The following is a 21,150-nucleotide window of genomic DNA, read 5'->3' on the forward strand; positions in this document are numbered from 1 at the left end:
CCAACAGCTCAGCTCTCTGAGGGAATTCGTGTGGCGATCTCCCGGGCGAACCACTCGGCTTCCTCACTCAGATCGTCCAGGCCCTCCGCAGCGATCAGTTGAAGAAGGCGTAGCAGGTCGTGGGATTCGTCGAGGGTGAGCATTTCCAGACGGCGCGTTGTGGGGTCCTGCGCCGGGATCAGGCTGGTGGCATCCGAGTTCATGTCCTGGGTAACGACCGCCAGAGTTCAAGAGCATCTGGAAGAGCCGCCAGAGCACCCGCACGGACCTACCCATATCCGTGTACCTGCCGGGCTGGGCCCTGACGGCTAGGGTCAGCGGTCGATCGGCTGAACCTGGTCCAGCCCGGTCTCGCGCACGATGCGCGCCACGGTCCCCTCCAGCGTGCTGCTCGCGTCAATCACCGTCTCGATTCCGCTGGGCAGCAGATCTCGCTCCCGGTACCAGCCCTGAAGGTGTTGCTCGGTGACGTGGGTCAGATAGTCGAGGTCGGGCTTGGTCGCATGCCGCGCGAACGTCTCCACCAAGGGCACGTCCAGGTAGTAGCAGCGGGAGACACCCCGATGCTCGCCGACCAGATCCTCGAGCATCGGCCCGTACCGGTCCGCGTACATGATGCCCTCGACCACGACGTGGTAGCCGGCGTCGAGCGAATAGCGGGCCACCGTATCGATTAACCCGATGTTCTTGCCGCCGGGCACATCCCGCTCACGCAGCACAATCCTGCGCAGGTTGTCCTGACCGACCAGGGCCAGGCCCCGGCCGAAGCGGTCCCGGATCCCGGCCGCCACCGACGACTTGCCCGATGCCGAGTTCCCGCGCACGACCACAAGCCGGGTCTCTTCACTTCCCACGAACACCCGAGAAGCGTAGCCACCACCACTGACAACAGCCCACCTGCCGGTCAACACGGCCGCGGCATTGCGTACGGCTCCAAGCCGTCCCGCTCCCGCCGGCTTGCGGCGGAACGGGGGGCGTTGCGGATCTTGAGGTCTGCTCGACGTCCTTCCTGACACCTTCGACAGACTTCCGGAGGCCGAGCTCTGGTCAGTTGATGTCGAACTCGTTCCCTTCGGGGTCCTTCATTCCGACCGCGTAATGGTCGATTCCTTCCTCGTACATGACAACCGTGATGAGGGCGCCCAAGCCCATCAGGCGGTCGGCTTCGGCGTCCACTCGCCTCCTCCGCGTCTCGATCGGGTCTGTCCGGTCGCCGCTGGCGTGGATGTCGATGTGCAGCCGGTTCTTCACGGCCTTCGCGTCCGGGACTGCATGGAACCAGATGGCCGGTCCACCGCCCTGCGGGTCGCTGATCCGGTCCGCGCCGCCGGTCAACGCTTCTTCGGGCAGCCCCAGGTCACGGTAGTAGTCGTCCCATGTGGCGAAACCGGATGGGGGCGGTGCGAGTTCATAGCCCAGCGCGGCGGCCCAGAAGTGGGCCTGGCGGTCGGGGTCGGCGCAGTCGATCACCAGCTGGTAGCGAACGGACATCGGGATTCCTTTCTCAGCCGCACAACTCAACCCGTCATCCTGCCAGTTGTGAGACAAAAGCCGCGGCCCTGGAAAGTCACGCGCCGACACGAAGTGACAACACGCCTGCCCATGTGACAACCATCGCGCTTCGCCTCACTGAATAGGGGCGCTGCGATCGCCTCCAGGAACTCCTGGCCGCCCATGCTGGTGGTGACGCCGGGGTCGGCCATGGTCGCGATGTAGGCGTCGCGCAGCCGCTTGTACCAGGGGTCCAGATAGCGGCCGGTCTGGGTGCGGACGTACGCCTCGATCGGCGCGACGTCGAAGCCGAGCTCCACCGCGTCCTGCACGGCGGGCGTGGCGTACCAGGCAGGGCCCTCGGGCCGGCCGCCGTTCGGCGTGCGTGAACGGGCTCGGGAGCCGGTCGCCGTCGACGGTGCCGCCGTTGACCTCCACGCGGGACAAGTCCACGCGCAAAAAGTCGACCAGCCACGAGCCGGGCAGCGACGCGTCAAACCTTGGGTTGCCGGTCAGGTGGGTCAGCCCGTTCAGCCAGACCGTGAGCCCGTTCGCGGCCGCGGCGAACGACACGTTGATCTCGACCGTGACCAGGAACTGGCTCATGCACTCCTCATCGGTCAGCGGCCGGCACCAGTCGTAGGGCTCCTCCATCAGCATCTCAGCCGCAGTGCGCAGGCGGTGACGGGAGAACTTCCCCTCAAGGACGGGGTGTTCGTCGGGAACCTCGCACTCCACCACGGGATACAGCGCGGTGAGCGCGTCGTCGATGAAAGCTCGCTTGAACTCGCCGGTCGCCTGGTCCTTCTCCGCGCGGGTCGGCGGGCGCAGCGCGACCATCAGCTCCAGACCGGTCGTCGCGGTGTGCCGCGCGGCGTCATCACCCGCTCCGCGTACAGGCCGAGGTACCGGGCGAGGTCGACCGGGTGCATCGTCGGCAGCTGCGGGTCGTCCTTGCGGTCCCACTCCCGGGCGTCCAGCGCGTTCCAGGGCAGGATGCACAGCTGGACACCCAGCGCCAGCACGGTGGATTGGACGAGCTCGGCGGCGGTGAGGAGCTTGGGGATGCCGCCGCAGCGTCCCCCAGTAGGTGGTTGGGGGTTACCGGATGCGGGGGCTGGCGGGTCGGGTGTCCCAGCCCTGGGTGTACCAGGCCCGACGGATGAGGCTACGGACGGTGATGATCGCGGTGGCCAGGGCTAGGTAGAGCTCCACGCATGCGCGGCGGCGTTCGGTGTTGCGGCGGAGTCTGCCGAAGTTGTTCATCCACGAGTTCGTGCGCTCTACCACCCAGCGGCCGTCAGTCTGGATCGGGCTCCGCGGACGCCGGCTCGGGCTTTAGTCGGTGATGTACCAATTGCTCTTGAGGTACTCCAGGGTGCTGCTGCCGAGCTCGCTCTCGGAGAAGGTGACGGAGGCCCTGATCGCTTCGGTTGGGATCTCGACCTTGTCGGGGGCCAGCACAGCGACGCGCTGCGGGTCGACCGTCGCGGTTCGCAGGGCCTTCTTCTTCGCAGGCGAGATCATCTGGAACGTGACGACGAACGTCGACGTGCACGGGCCGAACCCCTGGTCCTCTGCCTGCTTCGCGGCGGGCCCAGCCACTTCGCAGACAGCGTTGATGTCCTCACGGCCCACAGCATGGAGGTACTGCTCGTACCGCTGGATCGCGCCCTCCTTCGTCCTGGGCGCGGGCTGGTCCCCGGTCGGCGCGGCCGACGGCTTCTCGGTCCGAGGCGACGAGGACGGCGTGGCCGACGGTTTTCCGGGCCGTGCCGATTCGGACGACTGCGAAGGCTTCGCGGCCGTGGAGGTGTCTTCTTCCGACTTCTCCGGACCACACGCGCACGCCGCCAGCGCCACGCAAGTCGATACCGCCACGCTCACCAGTGTCCGAACTCGCATCCAGTCCCCCTCAGCAACAGTCGGCAACAGAGGAGGACACGCGAGATCTGGGGGAACGGTTCCTGAGCCGGTCCGTATGACATTCGATCGTGGTCGCCCCAGCCGGCACCGAGTCGTTTCACGTCAGGAACTCCGAGCAGAGCCAGAAACTCGGGATCGGCATGAAGTCCTCGGCCCGTTCCGCGGTTTGTCCGGCGGCCGTCGTACTGCTCGTACAGCGTCTTCTCGCCCGCCGAACCCGAGCCAGACGACGGACAGTCCCTACGGCTGCCCGTCCAGCGGGTTGAGGGCGGGCGGCCACCGCGGTCGTCGCCGGTCGACCCGGCCGTGATCAACAGCGGTACAACCTTGTCCTCTTCAAGATCGTCTGCTTGTCGAGGAGTTGGACCGTCCGGCTCCCCGACATCCTTGGGGGATGCAATGCACAGAGTCTCCGTCGGCCGCGCCCTGCGGCTGGGAGCGTGCGGTACCGCGTTCGCGGGCCTGTTCGTGATCGGCCTGGGAGCTGAGACTGCAGCGGCCTCCGACACACTGTGGATCCAGTCGCCGTACGAGCTGAACGTGCCGCTCGGCGTCGACGGCGGCGAGGCCCCGGCCCGCTCGCTCGACCTCGGGCTCTACCACGACAACAGTAACGTCTCGGTCACCGACGGGCGGTTGACACTCGATGTCTTCGGGCTCGCCGGAGTGGCCGACATCATCTGGCCGGCGAACTGCACGCCCGAGGGCACCGTCGCGGTGTGCACAGTCGACGGCGAGATCCCGGTGACCAACGTCGACGCCGTGCACCTGGGGATCCGGGCCGCCACCGGCGCGCTGAAGGGCGCGCAGGGCACTCTCTCGTACACGGCGACGGCCACCACGCCGTCCGGCACGATGAAGTCGCCGCAGGGTTTCACCACCACGGTGACGGTGGCGTCGGGCCCGGACTCGCGCTCAACGACCCCGGCAAGGCAGAGGGCGTGCAGCCGGGCGCCAACCTTCCGCGGCCGGTCAGCGTGACCAACGAGGGCAACGAGACGGCGCACGGCTACACCGTCAACTACCCCGGTCGTGAACGACCGGGCTTGCTGCTCGAGTCATCACTGGTGGTGATGGGGTCGGCTGCGTCCAGTTCTCACGCGATGAGGGTAAGTTCAGGGGCCGTTGACTGGGCCCCGCAGACCCATGCCATCCAGCCGCGTTGGCGGATGTTGTGGGACGCGTTGTGGTCTGCGTGCTCAACGAAGCCGCAGACCCGGCACGAGAAGACGGCCTGGGAGGGCCGGTTTCCGCGTGCGGTGTGATGGCACTGGGAGCATTCCTGGCTGGTGTACGCCGGGTCGACGTAGACGACCGGCACGCCGGCCTGCTTCGCCTTGTAGGCGATGAACGAGCCGAGTTGCGCGAAGGGCCAGGAGTGGATCTTGACACGTTGGGGCTTTCTCAGCCGTGCCCGCTCGCGGATACCCGTGAGTGTCTCCAGGGCGATCCCGCGACCGGTGCGTTCAGCCTCCGCCACGATCCGCTTGCTGATCTTGTGGTTGATGTCCTTGGCGCGCCTGGCTTCCTTGCCCGCATGCTTCTTCGCCCGCCGCTTGGCGGACTTGGTGTTCTTCTTCTGCAGCTTGGACCGCAGGTTGCGGTCACTCTCGCGCTTGCGGTTGATCCGCCTGCCGCAGTGGCGTGCCCCGTCGGAGGTGACCGCGATGTTCACGATCCCCAGGTCGACGCCGAGGAACCCGACCGGGTGAGTGCTCGCGGTCGCTTCGTCGATGTCGCAGGTCGCGATCAAGAACCACTTCCCGCCCTGGCACACCAGGTCGGACTCACCCTTGCGGTACGCAGCCAGGACCTCCAGCTGCCCGGCCTGCCCGGTGAACGCCACGTTCTTCAGCCGGCCTGCCGTGGACCAGATCGACACCGTTTGCTGCTCGTACTGCCAGGACAGCATCCGGTCGTCGTAGGGCTGCGCCACTTGGGGCCGGAAGACCACCGGTTTGCCCGAGGCGCGAGTGTGCCGCCTGCAACCGGGCCGCCCGTACCGGCCGTTACGCAGGTTCGCCTTCAAGGTGGTGTAGGCATCGCAGGTCTTCTTGATGGCGTGCTGGGCGGCCTGGGCGCCCAGTTGCCACCTGGCCCGGAACTCGGCATAGGTGTGCTTGCGGAGCTCAAGCGGACGTCGCGCGTTTTCCTCGAAAGCTACCCCGGCCGCCCAGGTCGCCGCTTGATTGCAGGCATACAGGGTCGCCTCAAGTGCCGCCGCCTGTACGTGCGTCGGCAGCAGCTTCACCCGCACTACCAGCTTCACGATCAGCGAACCTATACACCTGGACGAAGACCCACCACACGTTCGCCCCACCTCACCCGAACGAGCGATACCGGCCACGGCCCTGACCGCACACCGGCAGAGCCCGGCTCCGCCGGAACGCCCCGGGCCGCTCCGCGGCCGTCATGGCCTGCGGCACATCACGGCGACGCTCCGCGTCGCATCCCATGCGATTCCTCCCGGGCGTGAACGCCCGGGGTTCCTCGCAAGAATCCGCTGAAGATGAGCGCCTCCTACGGCCTGGACTTCGTCACCTCGTACCCGCAGTGCACGTACCGCAAAGACGAGGGCGGTGGCGAGGACGCGCCGATGACGCATGCCACGTGCACCTTCGACGACGAGATCGCCCCGGGAGCCCGCGTGGAGCTGCCCGAGCAACTGGTGGTCGCCGTCAACGACAAGGCGCTGTACGAACGGCTCGATCTCAGCGTGGACCCGGCCGGCGGCGTCACCGACATCGACAGCGGCGACAACTACGTGGCGCAGGAGGTACTCGCCGACAACACGGCCGACTTCGCGGTGCGCGGCACCGACGTCATGGGGAGCGCAGGCGAGACGGTCACTGCCGAGGTCCGGTTCCAGAACGAGGGCCCCGCCTGGTTCGGCAACCTGGGCTCCGGCGACCCGGCCGCAGTCGTCGAATTCCGGGTACCGCAGGGAACGACCGTCTCCGACGCCCCCACGGAGTGCCGCCCGCGCACGCTGACCGGCGGCTACTACCCGAACCGGGTGGGAGCCCCGCGCTACGACTGCAACCTGCCGTACTGGGTGTCGGAGAACACCGAGCGTGCCTTCGCCTTCCAGCTGCGCGTGGACACCGTGGTGCAGGACGCCACCGGACCAGTCGTGGTGCGCCCCGTCTTCGGGGAGTTCGCCTTCGACCCGGATACGAAGAACAACTCCGCGGAGGTCGTGGTGAACGCCACGCCGAAGGCCTGACACTGCCCGCCTCGGGCCCGGCCCCCTGACGGATCGTTCGTGAACCTCGAGGGGTCCACGGGCAGGGGCAAATGCTGCGGCTGGAGCAGTGCTGACATGAACATCGCGTGGACCGGCCGCCCGAGGCACAGCGCATCGCTCCGGCGCCGACGGTGACCGGTCGCACCGAGCTGTGGCGCGAGCAACAATTCCTGGCTTGCGGCTTCTTCGGCAGGCCTTGGCTTGCCGAAGACGCCGACCCGGCCCTGCAGCTCAACCGGAGAGAGCAGAGACCAACTCTCCTGACCACCCGGAACCCAGCCGATGGAACAGGCCGGGTGTTCCCCGTTCATTGATTTCCTGCCAACGTGACGACAGGTGCGTCGAGTTGAGCGCAGGGGCGTCCGACAGGCGGTCCCGACCGCCGGAAGTCGGGACCGCTCGGTACGGCATCGCGCCTCTACAAAGTCACAGTCGGCGGCCCATCTGGGAAAGGAGAGCCAGCCGGGTGGTCACGGGCATTCGCATGTGCGCTGCCTGCGCGCAGACAGTCTCGGCAAGAGCGACATCGCAGCACTTGTGAGCCGACGCACTGCTGCCTGCGACTTCATCGAGAGCGTCACCCTGACCGGCCGACGCCACTACATCCTGGCCATCAGCGAACACGCCACCCGCCGCATCCGCGTCCTCGGAAACACCGCGCACCCGAACGCGATCTGGGGCGCCCAAGCCGGGCGGCGAAGCGCACCAGCGCGGAAACCGCGGTCGGCGACCCGCGTTCCATAGCCCCGGAGAGGAGTGGCTGCGCAGTTGTCCCTGGCACTCGTGCACGGCGCAGCCGCAGGAAGCACCGGGCCCGGCGTGAAGTGCCCTGCGCCCACCTCCCCCGGTCGTGGCGGGCGCAGGGCACTTCACCGAACGCGGTCAGGCCGCGGGCTGCCGCACCGGTTCCACTCCGATGACCTTGCGGTAGGCGCGGGCGCCGTCGCCGTAGTCGTCCACGGCGTAGTGCCAGGTCGCCCGGTTGTCCCAGAGCACGAAGTCGCCCGGGTTCCAGCTGAAGCGGATCGTGTAGTCGGGCGACGACGCGTGCCGCAGCAGATGGTCGAGCAGCGCCTTCCCCTCCGACTCCGTGAGGCCGGTCAGGCCCTTCGCCGATGTGCTGATGAACAGCCCCTTCCGGCCCGTCTCACCCCCTGTGTGCTGCCGTACGGGGATCTCGCGCTGAGGCCGCCTCCTCCTGGACAGGGGAAGGCGACGTCAGACGCGGCGACACGCGGACGCGCGCCAGATCCACGTACAACCTGCGGTACAGCAGCGTTGGGACTCACCTCACCAGGTCTACCAGGCGAGCCCCGGGCGGATCATTGCAGGTGCATGAATCTTCCGGGCAAGCGTGTCAGAAGCCCACGGCGTCGCGGACGAGGACGACCACACCGCGCTCGGGGAAGGCCTCGCGCTCCAGAATGAGGATCTTGCCGATGAAGGAGGTCTGGCCGTAGTTCTCCTGCAGCCGACGCCACTCCTTGGGCAGGCTGTAGTCATGGATGCGGCGGAGCCCGGTCGCCACATCCGGGACGATCTTCTGCGCGCCGACCACCCAGATCGCCTTGCGGGCGCCCGACGCGTAGGGGGCGACCTGGCTGCCGCTCGCGGAGCCGACCAGCAGGTATCCGTCCTCGGAGACCGCGTGCACACTGCCGAGGACCACATCGGGCGTGGCGCCAAGCCGGACCTGGGCGTCCACGTCGGCGCCCAGGTCGCCCGCGGCGGTCCGTACCGAGGTGAAGTCGCCGGACTGGTCGATCGCTTCGGTGATTTTGGACAGGCGCAGCGTCTCGCTGCTGGCGGTGAACACAGTCTCCTCGCGCGGGACGAGCGAGAGGACGAGTTCGCGGGCGTCGGTCAGCGTGTCGACGAGGTGCACAATGAAGTTGTGGTCGCGTAGTGCTACGGCGGCACGGTCCAACTGGGCCTCGTCGGCGGGCTTCGCGAAGGTCTCGTCGACTACGGGTGCTGGTGCGGTCGTGGGGTCCTCCCGGTGAAGGCATCGGATCCGTCTGGTTACTGGCGTCAGTCTGCGAAACCCTGGACCGCCCACGGAAGACGGCACTTTTTACTGCCTCAGTGAGCCGGAGGGAACCATGACCACCCACGACGCCGATCCCATGAGAGTGCTGAACGGGCGGGACGACACCACCTGCCGGGTCCGTGACGTCCTGGACCGCGTCGGCTCCAAGTGGTCGCTGACCGTCATCAACGAACTCGGGCCGGGCACGAGGCGTTGCACCGAAATCAAAAACGCCGTCCCCGGTATCAGCCAGCGCATGCTCACCGAGACCCTGCGTGGTCTGGAACGCGACGGTCTGATCTCGCGCACCGTGCACCCCGTCGTGCCGCCCCGCGTCGACTACGAGCTCACCTCGCTCGGCCGGACGCTCCTCGACACGGTGCGCACGCTCCTCGACTGGGCTCTGGACCACATCGACGACATCGACAAGGCCCGGGACGTGTACGACACCCGCGCCTGAGACGCACCACCCTCTTCCTCGTCACCTGCGAACGCGATGTTTCCGTTGTGCGAACAGGCCCCTGTGACGGGAGACAGGGACCGGCCGCCGGTGTGACCATGTGCGCATGCTCCCGGGAGAAGATCGCGCCGCCCGGCGGGTGCTGATGGTGTGCATGGCGGCAGGGACCACGACTCTGCTCGACCAGTCAGTCCTCAACATCGCTGTGCCGGCGCTGCGTCATTCGCTGGGCGCGGGTCCCACCGACGTGCAGTGGATCGTCGCCGGTTACTCGCTGACCTTCGGGCTGATGCTGGTGCCGGGCGGCAGCCTCGGTGACGTGCACGGGCGCAAAGGCCTGTTCCTCGTCGGGCTGTCGGCTTTCGTCCTGTTCGGTGCGGTCGCAGCTACCGGTGCGCGACCGGACCTGGTGATCGCCGCGCGGCTGGTGCAGGGCGCCGGGGCGGGTCTGGTCAACTCCCAGGTCATAGGCACCCTCCAGGACGTCTTCAGTGGCCTGGACCGGGCGCGTGCTCTGGGCCTGTACGCCGTCACGGGCGGCGTCGCCGCGGCGCTCGGACCGGCCCTCGGTGGCGCCCTGGTCGCAGCCTGCGGCCCTGAACTGGGATGGAGGCTGTGCCTGCTCCTCAACACACCCTGCGGGATGGTCACCCTCTGGCTCGCGTTCCGCTGGCTCCCCAAGGCACGACGGACCGCCGGGCGCAGTCAGCTCGACTGGTGGGGGCTGGTGTGGGCCGGTGCCCTGACCTTGGCCCTGATGCTGCCCTTCATCAGTACACCGGGCAGCGCCCTGGTAGCGGCACTGTGGGCCGGCGCCGCGGTCGCACTGGCCTGCTGCCTGGTCCTGGGGCAACGTCTGCGCAGACGATCCGGGCGGGTTCCGCTGGTACACCCCTCGCTCCCGCGCTCGCGCCCCTACACGCTCGGGACAGCCATCGCGATGGCCTCCTTCGGCTCCTCACTGGCCGCGACGCTGGTCCTGACCATGTTCCTGCAGAGCGGTCTCGGACTGTCCGCGCTCACCGCCGCTCTCGTCACCCTCCCCTCGGCCGTGGCCATGGGAGTCACCTCGGCCGTGGCCTGGCGCGTGGTGCGCCACCTCGGACCGCACACCGTCACGCTCGGTCTCGCCCTGGGAATCCTCACGCTGCTGGGCGGCGCGGCCGTCGCCCTCACCGTGCCGCGCACCTCGCTCCCTCTGGTGCTCGCCGCCGTTCAACTCCTGTCCGGTGCCGCCGCCGGGCTCACCGTCTCCCCCAACCAAGCCCTGGTTCTTCAGCACGCCCCGGCCGAGGCAGCCGGAGTAGCCGGCGGCATTCTCCAGATGGCTCAGCGGATCGCCGCGGCCGTCGCCCTGAGCGCCGTCTCCGGGAGCTACCTGCGCGGTACGTCGGGAGCAACGGGCGGCTCTCGTGCGCCTTTCGCGCAGGCGATTCTCATCTGTGCCGGTCTGCTTGCCGCGGCCGCCGTCCTGTCGCTGCTGCGCCCCGGCCTCACGGCCCGCCGGCGCCGTCCTCCGCTTGCCGCGCCCGGGCACCCTCACTCCGCCCCCGCTCGCGAGGAAGCGTGATGGCTGGATCACCGGGCCTGCGCAGTGTCGTCGACCGGATCGGCGTGCGGTCGAGAATCCTCAACGACGGTGCGGACACACCGCCCCCGACGTCCCTAGCTCCGACGTGGTCGATCACAGCCTCGCGGCCCTCGACGCCGAGATTGACCGCCTGACCCGTCTACGCACCGGCCTGGCACAGCGCACCTACGAACAGCGGTGACGACACGTCTTCGGGCAGCGGGACCGGCCCCGCCGAGAACGTCCAGGGGAGGCGGCGCCCGCCTCCCCTCTCCGACCTGCCCGCCGCCACACCGATCCGGTGCGTGTCGCCGCCGCGCTCTGATACGCCGCCCCCACTGATCACCCGAAGGTCCTGGCACTGATCGTCCAGCGCCTCACCTCTTGCGCCACTCCTCGGCCAGCAACTCGTAGGACCGCACCCGGTCCGCGTGGCCGTGGGTGATCGTGGTGATCAGCAGCTCGTCGGCGCCGGTGGCCTCCTGGAGCTGTTCCAGCTGGTCGGCGACCCGGGCCGGGGAGCCGACGAACTGGGTGTCGAGGCGGTCCTGGACCAGCGTCCGATCCGCGTCGGACCATGCGTGGGCGCGCGCCTCGTCCGGCGTGGGGAACTGGATCGCGCCCTCGGCCGTACGGATGCTGCGGACCCAGAGGCCGTAGCCGGTGGCGAGTTCGCGGGCGGTCTCGGCGTCCTCGGCGACCACGACGTCCGCGGACACACTGACGTACGGCTCGTCCAGGACGTCGGAAGGCTGGAAAGCGGCGCGGTAGCCCTCCGCCGCCTCCAGCACCGTGCCAGGACTGACGTGGTAGTTCGCCGCGAACCGCAGACCGTTGCGGCCCGCGACCTCGGCGCTCTCGCCGCCGCTGCTGCCCAGGATCCAGATCTCGACGTCGGCGCCCTCCCCTGGCACGACGTGGGCCTCTACGCCGTCGGCGGAGCGGTACGTGCCCGCCAGCAACTCCAGGATGTCGTCGATCTGCTCGCCGTAGTCCTGCGAATCGGCGTTCGGCTGCTGGAGCAGCTTGCGCTGGAGGGCGATGCGCGGTGAGCCGAGCAGATGCTTGAAGGAGGCCCGGGGCGGGACGCGCAGGCCGCCCGGGGCCCGGCCATCGACCACCTCAGTCGCGGTCGGCAGCGGGGTGGCGGCCCCGCCGGGCGGGCGTCCGCCGGAGCGGCCGAGGCCCAGGTCGAGGCGCCCGGGGTGCAGTGCGTCGATCAGGCCGAACTCCTCGACCGTGGACAGGGCGGTGCGGTGGCCGAGTTGTACGGCACCGGAGCCGAGCCGGATGGTCGAGGTCGCGGAGGCGGTCAGGGCGAGGACGACTGCGGGCGAGGTGCCGGCCACGCCCGGGTTGAGGTGGTGTTCGGCGAACCAGTATCGGGCGTACCCGAAGCTCTCCGTCTGCCGGGCCAGGTCGATGGTGTTGCGCAGCGCCTCGGTGGCGGTGGAACCGGATGAGATCGGGACCAGGTCCAGGACGCCGAGGGGGATGTCAGTCATGTACGGAGGGCTCCTCAGTGGTCGGCGGGCACGGACTCGGACACGGGCACGGACTCCGCGAGGACGGGGCCCCATGAGAACGGCGGATCGGGGATCTCGCGGCGCAGCACCGGCGCGACCTCCGACTGGAAGAGCGCGAGGGATTCCTGATGTTGACGGTCCGTCAGTCCGCCTGCGTCCGCGTGCAGATGCAGCACCGTGTGCCCGAACCGTTCGTGGTAGCGGTGCACCTTCTCGATGATCTGCTGGGGGCTGCCGATCAGCGCCGAGCTGCGCTCCACGAAGTCCTCCAGTGTCGAGAACACCGGCTCCAGGCCCAGCTGTTTCTGGAATGCCAGGTTCCCCTCGAACACGGGCCGGTAGGCGGCGATCGCCTCTTGGGAGGTGCGGGCCGCGTAGAGGCCCGCCGTCCCCGCGCCGACCGCGATGGCAGCCGGATCGTGGCCGTAGTGTCCCCAGCGCTCGCGGTAGTAGCGGATCAACTCGGCATAGGGCTCTATAGGGTTGGTGACGTTGGCGGAAAAGAGCGGGTCGCCGTAACGGGCGGCCAGATCGACCGACTCCTTGCTGGTCGCGCTACCGTGCCAGACCCGGATTGGCTGTTGGAGGGGCCGGGGCCACACCTCCGCGTCCTTGAGTTCCGGGCGGAAGCTGGTCTCGGCGGTCACCTTTTCCTGGCGCCAGATCTTGCGGAACACCTCGTAGCTCTCGGCGTTGCGGTCCCACTGGTCCTCGGGGGTGACCTGGAACAGGTCCCGCTGGGCGGCTCCGTTGCCCTTGCCGATGATCAGGTCGAGGCGTCCACCGGAGAGATGGTCCAGGGTCGCGTAGTCCTCGTACGCCCGCACCGGGTCGAGGAGGCTGAGCGTGGTGACCGCCGTGAACAGCCGGATCCGGGAGGTGAGGGCGGCGATGTGACTGAGGACGACGGGTGGCGAGGAGGAGATGAAGGGCCGCTCATGCCGCTCCCCCACGCCGAAGCCGTCGAAGCCCAGCTCCTCGGCGAGGAGCGCGTTGTCGAGCACTTCGCGGAAGCGGTCCTGGGTGGGCTTTCGTACGCCCGTCACCGGATGCGGGGCGTGCACGATCAGTGTGATCGCGAGGAACTTCATGACGCCGCACCCTCGTCGCGCACCTGGTCCGGGTGAGCCAGGCCGAGGTGGTCGCGCAGAGTGGTGCCCTCGTACTCCGCGCGGTACACGCCGCGTTCCTGGAGCAGGGGGACGACCTGGTCGGCGAAGGCGTCGAGGCCGGTCGGCGTGATGTGCGGGGCGAGGATGAAGCCGTCACTGACATCGGCCTGGACGTAGTCGTTGATGGTTCTGGCGACGGTGGCCGGGGAGCCGACGAAGTTCTGCCGGTTTCCGGTCTCGATGACCAGATCCCGGATCGACCAGTTGTTGGCGGTCGCGAGCTCGCGCCACTCGCGTGCGGTGGCCAGCGGGTCGCGGTACATCCGGACCTGGGCTCGGCCTCGGGCGATGGTGTGCTCGCCGAGATCGGGATCGACGTCGGGGAGGGGGCCGTCGGGGTCGTACGAGGACAGGTCCCGGTTCCAGACGAACTCCAGGTGCTTGATGGCGGTGGCTCCGCTCACCTGCCGCCGACGCACCTCCTTGGCGATCTCCTCTGCCTCCTCGTCGGTGTCACCTAGGACGAAGCTCGCGGCGGGCAGGATCAGCAGCTGTTCGGCGCGGCGTCCGTACCTGGCGAGGCGGTTCTTGACGTCCGTGTAGAAGGCCTGGCCCTCCTTCAGGGTGGCGTACCGGCTGAAGATCGCGTCGGCACCGGCCGCGGCGAACTCGCGGCCCTCCTCCGAGTCGCCGGCCTGGAAGATCACTGGGCGGCCCTGCGGGGAGCGCGGGACGTTGAACTGCCCCTCGATGTCGAAGTGCTGTCCCTGGTGCACGAAGGCGCCTGCCTTCGCGTCGCTCAGGAAGGCGCCGGTGGTCTGGTCGGCGACGATCTCGTCCCCGTGCCAGGAGTCGAAGAGTTCGTGCGCGGTGGTCAGGAACTCCTTGGCCCGGGAGTAGCGCTCCTCCTGCGGGAGATAGCCGCCGCGGCGGAAGTTCTCGCCGGTGAAGGCGTCCCAGGAGGTGACGACGTTCCACGCCGCGCGCCCGCCCGAGAGGTGGTCGAGGCTGGCGAACTGGCGGGCCACCTCGTAGGGCTCGTTGAAGGTGGAGTTGATGGTGCCGGTCAGGCCGAGGTGTTCGGTGACCGCTGCCAGCGCGGTGAGGATCGTAAAAGTGTCCGGGCGTCCGACGACATCCAAGTCGTAGATTTTTCCGCCCTGTTCGCGCAGTCGCAGGCCCTCGGCGAGGAACAGGAAGTCGAACTTGGCACGTTCGGCGGTCCGTGCGAAGTGCGCGAAGGAGCTGAACTCGATGTGGCTGCCGGCCTCGGGGTCGCTCCACACGGTGGTGTTGTTGACACCAGGGAAGTGGGCCGCGAGATGGATCTGCTTGAGCGGCTTGCTCATGGTCGGGGATCCTTCCGGCTCAGGCGGTAGCGGCGTAACGGTTGGCGGGGCGGGCGAGGCCCAGCAGGCCGCGCAGGGTGTCAGCCTCGTAGGCATGCCGGAAGGCGCCCCGGCGCTGGAGCTCAGGGACCAGGCCCTGCGTGATCGCCGGGAGGTCGTGACCGGCGACGGCGGGACGCAGCCGGAAGCCGGACAGTCCCGACGACTGCAGATCCTGCAGCAGATCGGCGAGTTGGGCTGGGCTGCCGGTGAAGATCCGGGCGTCGCTGGTGTACGGGTATCCCGCGAGGTCGTCCAGGCGCTCGCGGCGGGCCGCGGCCTCGGCGGGGTCGTCGTCGAGGAAGACGACAAGGTCGCCGAAGACGTGCAGGGTCTCGTCGGCACGGCCAGCCGCCGTCTGCTCGACGCGGATCTCCTCGACGGTGGCACGGGCCTGGCCGGCGTCGTGCGGGGTGACGTAACCGATGTCGGCGGCTCGGGCCACCAACCGGTAGGGAACGGTCGAATGGGCCAGGGCGCTGACGATCGGCTGTCCCTGGGGCGGGCGGGGGGTGATAGAGGGGCCCTTGACGCCGAAGTGCCTGCCCTCGAAGTCGATGTAGTGCAGCTTGTCCCGGTCGACGAAGCGGCCGGTGGCCACGTCCCGTATCTCCGCGTCGTCCTCCCAGCTGTCCCAGAGGCGGCGCACCACCTCGACGTAGTCGGCGGCCTCGTCGATGGCGTCGGCCACCACTTCCTGCACAGCGGGCGTGTCGTAGTCCTCTTTGCGGAACGGCGGGAACGTACGGCGTCCGAAGTGCGCGGCCTCGTTCTGGCGTGCCGTGATCTGTACACGCAGGCCCGCGCGGCCGGTGCTCACGTAGTCGAGGGTGGCGATCGCCTTGGATATGTGGAACGGCTCCGTGTGCGTGGCCACCACCGTCGGCACCACACCTATGCGGCGGGTCAGCGGGGCGACTCGTGCGGCGATGAGGACGGCGTCCAGGCGTCCGCGGACCTGGTCGGTGCGGCCGTCGGGTTCGCTGAAGGACGAGGACTGGAGGCCGAGCGCGTCCTCGATGGTTACGAAGTCGAGCAGACCGCGCTCGGCCTCGACGACGAGGTCGGTCCAGTAGGCGGCGGTGAGGAGTTCGCGGGGGCGGGCGACGGGCTCGCGCCAGGCGGCCGGGTGCCAGCCGGCGCCGTCGAGGGCGACGGCGAGGTGCAGAGGGGAGGGTGACGAGGACACGAGAGTGACGCCTTCCTGATCAGCCGTACGAGAGAGCCGGCCCTCCTACGAAGGGCGCGGCTGCGAGAACAAGAGGTCAGGAGCAACAGAGCGCGCCGGCCACGCGCATCAGATCGATGTGCGGTCGGGAGTACAGGTGCAGGCGGTGGAGCGAGGCGGGTTTCACGGCGTGGAGGCGGGACACAGGACGCAGGCGCATGTGCCTCACCTCCACCCTTACGGTCCGGCGGCCGCGGGGTCCCTGCCGGTCTCGCGCTCGAGGGTCCCCGGAGGAACACCACTCGCTCGTCGACAAGTACAACAGCACGGCTATGCCCTTCCTTCCGGCTGTCCGTCCCGGCCTTGCGTTTTTGGCTGTCCGCCCGGGGTGCGCACCAGCATGAGCCGGGTACGGCGGCGCAGGGTGAACCCGATCGACTCGTAGCGCCGGATCGCGTGGGTGTTGCTCGCGGCCGCGTGGAGAAAGGGAGTGTCGCCGCGTTCCCTGATGCCCGCCGCGACCGCGCGGACCAGCCGGGTGGCCAGGCCGCGGCCGTGGTGGTCCGGGATCGCCTCGACGGGCGGCGCTGGCGCCAACGACGCAACGATGCCGGGAGATTCACTCATGGAGGGCTCCAGCGGTTTTGGACACCCAGGACCACGGAAGGCGGCAGAACCACACGGCACGGGACCGGCTCGGCACGGGGGGACGCACGGGTTACACGTGGAACTGGGGCTGGGCAGGGAAAGAACACACCACGACAACGGTGGTCGTCAGAGACTCAGAAAGCCGTCAGCCTTGGCAGAGGGCGCAGCAAGGAGCCGTACACTGCGCGCTGTTGACGCGCAGCAGGTCGACGGAGCGGTCCGAGCACAGCAGGACGCGGCCGAGGCGCCGCCGTGCGGCCATCCCGTCAGCTGCGTACATCGCTGTCACCATCACGTCTCCGGCCCTGGGGCATCTCGGTCTCCGGCGCAAGTTAGGCAGCTCCCGAAAAGAATGTCAATGCGAGTGACCACCAGGTGAGACCGCATTGTCGGCCTTCTTGACGGAGTCACGGAGCGCACCGAAACTGACGTGAACGGTCACGATTGTCAGCGCCCACGGCGCGGGTTCGCCCCGCTCATGTGGTCATCGGCCCCGGCCCGCTGACAGGCAACCCTTCCACCGCGACGGGGTGCCCCGGGTGACGACCAGGTCCCGCCGGTGCGGCGGGGCAAGCGTGGTCTCGCGTCTTGCGAGCCCCGGGAGGTGGGACCGGTGGGAATGCCCTGGAACGGCTTGACGAGACGCCTGCACATCGATCTGTTGCGCGTCTCCAGCGCTTACTGATCCGCCACCGGTCCGTGCGATCCGGACCGGTGCGGCAAGCGCAGCCGCTCCACATTCGGCCGCTGACGCCCACAAGGCGGCGGTGGCTTCCTCGTTCCCAAAGGGAGAGTCATGTCCGAGACATCTTCACGCAGTTCTAGCACAGACAAGTCCGGTGCCTGTATCCAGAGTTCGTCCGCTTCGGGCCACCGCCCCAGAGCGGCCGCACCGTCCCCCCTCCCCCACCGCTTCCACAGCCGGATCGGCGTCGGTCTGGCCGGCGGCTTCTACCCGGCACCGCACCGCTACGAACTGTTTCTGTCGCAGAGTTGTCCGCGCTCGCTGCGCATCTCGATCAGCGTCGGCCTGCTCGGCCTGAAGGACTCGATCGCCACCACACTCCTGGGGCACCCCGCCGAGACACCCGACGCCCTCGCCTCACTGCGCCGTGCGTACGAGGCCACGGTGCACCACTACGACGGACCGCTGACGGCGCCCGCGCTGTGCGACCGGTGGAGCGGGCGCATCGTCAGCAACCACACCCCCGACATCCTTCGCGATCTCGCGGGCCTGCTGTCCGGCCACGACGGAGACTGCCCCTCCCCGCTGCACCCGCCGGCCCTCGCCGCGGACATCGACGCCCTCCGTGACCTGCTGGAGCTGGACGTCGCCCCGGCCGCCGAACCATCAAGGCGATGGGCGGCACTGGACCTGTTGGATCGTCGGCTCGGCGGTCAACCCTATGCGCTGGGCGAGGATCTGACGGCTGCTGACGTGGACCTGTGGGTGGCGCTCGTCCATCTCGGCCCGGTCGGCACCCTCTGCTCGCATCCCCGTCTCCGGGACTACGTTCGCCGCCTCGGCGACCACCCCGCCTTCCCGGGCAGGACCGACTCGGTGTCCGACGCGGCGTGGAAACCCGGGACTCAGGTGCCCGTCACGGGCGGTCGGGGCGGATCCTGGGACCATTCCTCGACCCGAACCGTCGTACAAGGCGATGTCCTGACGGCCCAGGAGCGTGAGGGCGAGCGCGGTGCCAGCGGCGGTGATGCCGCCGCCACGATAGAGGATCACCGGTGACGCGTCGCGGTTGAGGACCGTGCCGACGCGTTCGGCGAGTTCGGCGGCGGGCAGGAACCAGCCCGTGCCGAAGAGGAGGCCGCGCCCCGGGAGGCCGAGACTGCCGGGGATGTGGCTGCATCGGCTGCAGCGGGTAGGGGCTGAGCCGTTGAAGTCGCCGTGCGGCTGCGCGCACACCAGCGTGCCGGGACGCTCGCCGCGGCTGACAGCCCCCGCCGTCTCGATGCCGGTCCACATGCCGGGGCGGGATGAGGCGACGGGTGACCGGCGTGGCACTCGTCTCGCCGCCATCCCTCTCGTCGCCGTGGCCGATCGGGTGTCCGCCCGCCTCCCACGCCTGCCATCCGCCGTCGAGCACCGCCACCGGCACGGAGATCGGCCGCAGCATCCACCAGAGCCGGGCCGCCCAGATGCCACCGCCGCTGTCGTAGGTGACGACCTACTCGCCCCAGGCGGTGGCTCAGGCGCGGCGGGAAGCGGCGGCCGCGTTCGAGTAGGGAACGTTCGGGACGGGACGCAGCCGCCGGGCCGCCGGTCAGTCGTCGTTCACAACACGCCGAACAGCCGTTCCGCGTTGTGCAACGTGTGCTCCGCGACCCGCTTGCCGAGGACAAGGCCGGCCTCGTCGGCTGAGCGTGTGTGGATGCCGGAGTACACGCGGGCGTCCAGGTTGTCCTGGGACAGTTGGCGCCAGGCCGTGTAGGTGCGGGTCACGCCGGGAGCGGTGGGGCTGGTCAGCTCGAACGGGCCAGTGCGCGATCCGGTGAGCGCCGTGAGAACCGTCTCCGCCGCGCCGGCGTAGGTGTTGTGCCCGCTGGGGTAGTCGGGGTGGGCCGGCGTGATGTGCAGCGGCGTCCATTCGGGGTCGGGGTCGATGGCGCCAGCGTGGATGGCTGTAACCGGGCGCCAGCGCAGGTAGGTGTACTTGGTGTCGGACGTGGCGATCTGCGTTTCCACCAGGGCGACGTGGAACAGGGCCACCAGCCTGGCCTGTCCGGCGGTGGAATGCGGTGCTCGGGCCAGGGCAACCCGCAGCGGCTCGATGTACAGCGTCAGAGAGGAACCGAACCAGAAGATGGCGGTCTCGGTCTGTCGCTCCGTGCGTACGGAACTATTCATGGCCCCGTACGCACGGACCTCGGCCAGGTCGGCACGGTAACGCGCGGAGTCCAGGACGGGCGGCGCCGGCAGCCGGTACTGGTCGGGGCCGACCAGCAGGAAGGGCCTGGCGATCCGGTTGCCGTACTGTGCGGCCGTGGCGTAGGCGGGCGGGGTCGGCTGCCAAACGCCCGGGGCCGCCGGCGGCACGGTGAACGGTGCGTTCACCGAGGCCGGGTCGAGGCCATCGCCCTCACGGGAGGCGAGGACCAGCCGTGCTTCTCGGGCACCGGCCGCCGCTCCCTTCGTTTTGGCCGGTCCGTCCGGAACGCGGTCCAACGTCGCGCGCAGCGCAGCGTCCAGCTCCTGAGTACGGGACGGAGCCAGGGCCACCAGGGAGTCGTGTACGGCGGACGCCAGGGCCGCGTCCTGGAAGTCGCTCCTGTCCACTCCGAGCGGCACCTCGCGGGTGGCTCGGGCCGCCGCGAGCCAGCTGACGGCCCAGGTGCGGCTGTTGGTGATCTGAGTTGCGGCTCCGGCCGCCGAGATGGTCGTGGCGGTCGCGTCATACCAGTCGAGCACCACGGACGGGCGTGACTCCCGCTCGTCCGCCACGGCGGCCGTGGCGGACGGGACGGTGCCGGAGGCAGCCAGCAGGGCGGCCGAGCCCAGCGCCTTCAGGGCTGAGCGGCGGGTTCTGATCGGGTTCACGGATACTCCTTCGCGGACGTGCGGGTGAGTGTTGTTGCCGGGGCGCACGCGCCGACCTGCACACGCTCGATATCGGAGCCAACGGCGGATGGGCATGAGGACAGCCGCGGCGATGCGGTGAGGGTCAGCTACACAGCGCGGCGGCGACACGCAACAGGTCAACGGCACGCCGCCGGGTGAACCGCAGAGAGATCCGCAGAGAGATCCGCATGACAAGGACGCTATCCGCGCCCCAATTCTTGGTCAACAAACCGGTGTTGACCGCTTGGCATTGCAACGACCGCTTCGTGTCTCCGCCATGCGCCCGTTACCCGAGGGAGCTTCACGGAGAAGCCGGAGAAGCCGGAGAAGGGGTCGTCACCTCGGCTCCTGCACCACCGGCTCGAGCAAGGCCACGTCGAACCACGCGCCGGCCGGCAGCTCGACCAGCGAGGCCCTTTCGAACACGGACCGGAACGGCCTCTCGCTGTCCGTCCACGTACTACGCGTAGATAAGGGCCGTTTCCACCCATCAGGCGGACATCTGCCGCCCATTGGACGGCAGTTCGGACGACGCCTCCCTGATCACGGACGGTGTTCGGTGGTCAAGGTTGTTTCGGCGGGGCGGCCGTGTTCACGGTCGTACGCCTCGCGGGAGTCCGCGATGGCCTCACGGCGCCGCTCGGCCCACTTCGTCAGGTCCGTGAGCGAGCTGTACCACTCGACGGCCATGCCAGTCGCCCGGTACTCGACCTTAGGCGGCACGGTCGCGTACACCTTGCGCGACACGTGGGCTACTGCCGCACCGTCTCCACTGTCTGTCCTTCCGCACGTCTTTGAGCCCGGTCGGCCCGTCGGGCCGACGGTTCGGAAGGAACTCCATGTCCGGCCCGCACTGCGGCTTGCCGCCGAAGTCGCCGCCGTCGCGGAGAACACCGGGTTCACCCTGATCCGGCGCGGTGGACCGAGCCGCGTTCCTCATCGGCGTCGCGAGACTTCTTCCAGCAGCGGCAGCCGGTACCAAGCCGCCACGAGCTTGTCATAAATGAGCCG

At 69.0% G+C, this 21,150-nt stretch carries 23 protein-coding genes, 2 pseudogenes and 1 riboswitch; of the genes and pseudogenes, 6 read left to right on the forward strand and 19 right to left on the reverse strand.

Going from position 1 to position 21,150, the window contains the following annotated elements; translation table 11 throughout:
• Positions 1 to 8: 8 nt before the first annotated feature.
• The 7 genes and pseudogenes from CG723_RS31500 to CG723_RS31525 form a co-directional block, all read right to left on the reverse strand.
• Positions 9 to 203, reverse strand: a complete 195-nt coding sequence (locus CG723_RS31500) for a DUF6417 family protein (protein ID WP_100596917.1) — start codon at positions 201 to 203, stop codon at positions 9 to 11.
• Between the two features lie 111 nt (positions 204 to 314).
• On the reverse strand, positions 315 to 854 hold the full coding sequence (locus tag CG723_RS31505; protein WP_100596975.1) for a kinase: 540 nt from the start codon (positions 852 to 854) through the stop codon (positions 315 to 317).
• A 193-nt stretch (positions 855 to 1,047) separates the two neighbouring features.
• Positions 1,048 to 1,491 (reverse strand): VOC family protein, encoded by a 444-nt coding sequence (locus CG723_RS31510; RefSeq protein WP_100596918.1) that lies wholly within the window; start codon positions 1,489 to 1,491, stop codon positions 1,048 to 1,050.
• Between the two features lie 26 nt (positions 1,492 to 1,517).
• On the reverse strand, positions 1,518 to 1,823 hold the full coding sequence (locus CG723_RS48060; protein ID WP_234374626.1) for a hypothetical protein: 306 nt from the start codon (positions 1,821 to 1,823) through the stop codon (positions 1,518 to 1,520).
• A 507-nt stretch (positions 1,824 to 2,330) separates the two neighbouring features.
• Positions 2,331 to 2,516, reverse strand: a complete 186-nt coding sequence (locus CG723_RS48065) for a hypothetical protein (RefSeq protein ID WP_234374627.1) — start codon at positions 2,514 to 2,516, stop codon at positions 2,331 to 2,333.
• Positions 2,517 to 2,592: 76 nt separating this feature from the next.
• Positions 2,593 to 2,820 (reverse strand): annotated as a pseudogene (locus CG723_RS31520) (transposase); the annotation flags it as partial.
• A 9-nt stretch (positions 2,821 to 2,829) separates the two neighbouring features.
• Positions 2,830 to 3,372: a hypothetical protein gene (locus CG723_RS31525; protein WP_234374628.1), complete on the reverse strand. Its 543-nt coding sequence runs from the start codon at positions 3,370 to 3,372 to the stop codon at positions 2,830 to 2,832.
• Positions 3,373 to 3,816: 444 nt separating this feature from the next.
• Here CG723_RS31525 and CG723_RS31535 point away from each other — a divergent pair, with 444 nt between their 5' ends.
• A complete protein-coding gene (locus tag CG723_RS31535) occupies positions 3,817 to 4,398 on the forward strand; it encodes a hypothetical protein (protein ID WP_100596919.1) in 582 nt (193 codons plus the stop codon).
• Between the two features lie 115 nt (positions 4,399 to 4,513).
• Here CG723_RS31535 and CG723_RS31540 read toward each other — a convergent pair whose 3' ends face one another.
• On the reverse strand, positions 4,514 to 5,686 hold the full coding sequence (locus tag CG723_RS31540; protein WP_100596920.1) for an RNA-guided endonuclease InsQ/TnpB family protein: 1,173 nt from the start codon (positions 5,684 to 5,686) through the stop codon (positions 4,514 to 4,516).
• 240 nt (positions 5,687 to 5,926) lie between these two features.
• Here CG723_RS31540 and CG723_RS31545 point away from each other — a divergent pair, with 240 nt between their 5' ends.
• Positions 5,927 to 6,643 (forward strand): hypothetical protein, encoded by a 717-nt coding sequence (locus CG723_RS31545; RefSeq protein ID WP_100596921.1) that lies wholly within the window; start codon positions 5,927 to 5,929, stop codon positions 6,641 to 6,643.
• Positions 6,644 to 7,546: 903 nt separating this feature from the next.
• Here CG723_RS31545 and CG723_RS31555 read toward each other — a convergent pair.
• Both CG723_RS31555 and CG723_RS31560 read right to left on the reverse strand, forming a co-directional pair.
• A complete protein-coding gene (locus CG723_RS31555) occupies positions 7,547 to 7,870 on the reverse strand; it encodes a TauD/TfdA dioxygenase family protein (RefSeq protein WP_324905606.1) in 324 nt (107 codons plus the stop codon).
• Between the two features lie 151 nt (positions 7,871 to 8,021).
• The gene (locus CG723_RS31560; RefSeq protein ID WP_267893746.1) at positions 8,022 to 8,591 is read right to left on the reverse strand and encodes an LUD domain-containing protein; all 570 of its coding nucleotides are present in this window, start codon (positions 8,589 to 8,591) and stop codon (positions 8,022 to 8,024) included.
• Positions 8,592 to 8,766: 175 nt separating this feature from the next.
• On the opposite strand from CG723_RS31560, the gene CG723_RS31565 reads away from it, so the two are divergent.
• Both CG723_RS31565 and CG723_RS31570 read left to right on the forward strand, forming a co-directional pair.
• Positions 8,767 to 9,153 carry a winged helix-turn-helix transcriptional regulator gene (locus CG723_RS31565; RefSeq protein WP_100596922.1) on the forward strand — a complete coding sequence of 129 codons (387 nt, stop codon included), beginning with the start codon at positions 8,767 to 8,769 and terminating at the stop codon, positions 9,151 to 9,153.
• A 106-nt stretch (positions 9,154 to 9,259) separates the two neighbouring features.
• Positions 9,260 to 10,723, forward strand: coding sequence for an MFS transporter (locus tag CG723_RS31570; protein WP_100596923.1), 1,464 nt, complete (start codon positions 9,260 to 9,262; stop codon positions 10,721 to 10,723).
• 377 nt (positions 10,724 to 11,100) lie between these two features.
• On the opposite strand, the gene CG723_RS31575 is transcribed toward CG723_RS31570, so the two are convergent.
• The 6 genes and pseudogenes from CG723_RS31575 to CG723_RS31595 all read right to left on the reverse strand — a co-directional run.
• Positions 11,101 to 12,228, reverse strand: coding sequence for an LLM class flavin-dependent oxidoreductase (locus tag CG723_RS31575; RefSeq protein WP_100596924.1), 1,128 nt, complete (start codon positions 12,226 to 12,228; stop codon positions 11,101 to 11,103).
• Between the two features lie 14 nt (positions 12,229 to 12,242).
• Complete coding sequence (locus CG723_RS31580) at positions 12,243 to 13,340, reverse strand: LLM class flavin-dependent oxidoreductase (protein WP_100596925.1); 1,098 nt, start codon at positions 13,338 to 13,340, stop codon at positions 12,243 to 12,245.
• A complete protein-coding gene (locus tag CG723_RS31585; RefSeq protein WP_100596926.1) occupies positions 13,337 to 14,710 on the reverse strand; it encodes an NtaA/DmoA family FMN-dependent monooxygenase in 1,374 nt (457 codons plus the stop codon). The genes CG723_RS31580 and CG723_RS31585 overlap by 4 nt, the downstream gene beginning before the upstream one ends.
• A 19-nt stretch (positions 14,711 to 14,729) precedes the next feature.
• On the reverse strand, positions 14,730 to 15,938 hold the full coding sequence (locus CG723_RS31590; protein WP_100596927.1) for an LLM class flavin-dependent oxidoreductase: 1,209 nt from the start codon (positions 15,936 to 15,938) through the stop codon (positions 14,730 to 14,732).
• A 76-nt stretch (positions 15,939 to 16,014) separates the two neighbouring features.
• Positions 16,015 to 16,137, reverse strand: a complete 123-nt coding sequence (locus CG723_RS49345; RefSeq protein WP_351255686.1) for a putative leader peptide — start codon at positions 16,135 to 16,137, stop codon at positions 16,015 to 16,017.
• Between the two features lie 110 nt (positions 16,138 to 16,247).
• Positions 16,248 to 16,484: pseudogene (locus CG723_RS31595) on the reverse strand (GNAT family N-acetyltransferase); the annotation flags it as partial.
• A 517-nt stretch (positions 16,485 to 17,001) separates the two neighbouring features.
• Positions 17,002 to 17,147, forward strand: a riboswitch (SAM riboswitch).
• Between the two features lie 37 nt (positions 17,148 to 17,184).
• Between CG723_RS31595 and CG723_RS49350 the strand changes: the two are divergent.
• Together CG723_RS49350 and CG723_RS31600 are read left to right on the forward strand one after the other, a co-directional pair.
• The gene (locus CG723_RS49350; protein ID WP_351255692.1) at positions 17,185 to 17,250 is read left to right on the forward strand and encodes a putative leader peptide; all 66 of its coding nucleotides are present in this window, start codon (positions 17,185 to 17,187) and stop codon (positions 17,248 to 17,250) included.
• Between the two features lie 111 nt (positions 17,251 to 17,361).
• Positions 17,362 to 18,309, forward strand: coding sequence for a glutathione S-transferase C-terminal domain-containing protein (locus CG723_RS31600; RefSeq protein ID WP_159032602.1), 948 nt, complete (start codon positions 17,362 to 17,364; stop codon positions 18,307 to 18,309).
• A gap of 546 nt (positions 18,310 to 18,855) precedes the next feature.
• On the opposite strand, the gene CG723_RS31615 is transcribed toward CG723_RS31600, so the two are convergent.
• From CG723_RS31615 to CG723_RS48070, 3 genes are all read right to left on the reverse strand, one after another.
• On the reverse strand, positions 18,856 to 20,118 hold the full coding sequence (locus CG723_RS31615; RefSeq protein WP_234374630.1) for a vanadium-dependent haloperoxidase: 1,263 nt from the start codon (positions 20,116 to 20,118) through the stop codon (positions 18,856 to 18,858).
• A gap of 124 nt (positions 20,119 to 20,242) precedes the next feature.
• Entirely contained in the window at positions 20,243 to 20,329 is an 87-nt protein-coding gene (locus CG723_RS49355; RefSeq protein WP_351255689.1) for a putative leader peptide, read from the reverse strand.
• A gap of 353 nt (positions 20,330 to 20,682) precedes the next feature.
• Entirely contained in the window at positions 20,683 to 20,886 is a 204-nt protein-coding gene (locus tag CG723_RS48070; protein ID WP_100596929.1) for a winged helix-turn-helix transcriptional regulator, read from the reverse strand.
• Between the last annotated feature and the right edge of the window lie 264 nt (positions 20,887 to 21,150).

Origin of the sequence: Streptomyces sp. CB01635, from assembly GCF_002803065.1 — a bacterium.
Lineage (GTDB): Bacteria > Actinomycetota > Actinomycetes > Streptomycetales > Streptomycetaceae > Streptomyces.

Bases quoted from the DNA above. Each gene is read 5' to 3' on its own strand.
- CG723_RS31565 (WP_100596922.1), top strand. From the start codon at position 8,767: ATGACCACCCACGACGCCGATCCCATGAGAGTGCTGAACGGGCGGGAC.
- CG723_RS31500 (WP_100596917.1), bottom strand. From the start codon at position 203: ATGAACTCGGATGCCACCAGCCTGATCCCGGCGCAGGACCCCACAACG.
- CG723_RS31575 (WP_100596924.1), bottom strand. From the start codon at position 12,228: ATGACTGACATCCCCCTCGGCGTCCTGGACCTGGTCCCGATCTCATCC.
- CG723_RS49355 (WP_351255689.1), bottom strand. From the start codon at position 20,329: ATGCGGATCTCTCTGCGGATCTCTCTGCGGTTCACCCGGCGGCGTGCC.
- CG723_RS31580 (WP_100596925.1), bottom strand. From the start codon at position 13,340: ATGAAGTTCCTCGCGATCACACTGATCGTGCACGCCCCGCATCCGGTG.
- CG723_RS31585 (WP_100596926.1), bottom strand. From the start codon at position 14,710: ATGAGCAAGCCGCTCAAGCAGATCCATCTCGCGGCCCACTTCCCTGGT.
- CG723_RS49345 (WP_351255686.1), bottom strand. From the start codon at position 16,137: ATGCGCCTGCGTCCTGTGTCCCGCCTCCACGCCGTGAAACCCGCCTCG.
- CG723_RS31545 (WP_100596921.1), top strand. From the start codon at position 5,927: ATGAGCGCCTCCTACGGCCTGGACTTCGTCACCTCGTACCCGCAGTGC.
- CG723_RS31570 (WP_100596923.1), top strand. From the start codon at position 9,260: ATGCTCCCGGGAGAAGATCGCGCCGCCCGGCGGGTGCTGATGGTGTGC.
- CG723_RS31510 (WP_100596918.1), bottom strand. From the start codon at position 1,491: ATGTCCGTTCGCTACCAGCTGGTGATCGACTGCGCCGACCCCGACCGC.
- CG723_RS31535 (WP_100596919.1), top strand. From the start codon at position 3,817: ATGCACAGAGTCTCCGTCGGCCGCGCCCTGCGGCTGGGAGCGTGCGGT.
- CG723_RS31600 (WP_159032602.1), top strand. From the start codon at position 17,362: ATGTCCGAGACATCTTCACGCAGTTCTAGCACAGACAAGTCCGGTGCC.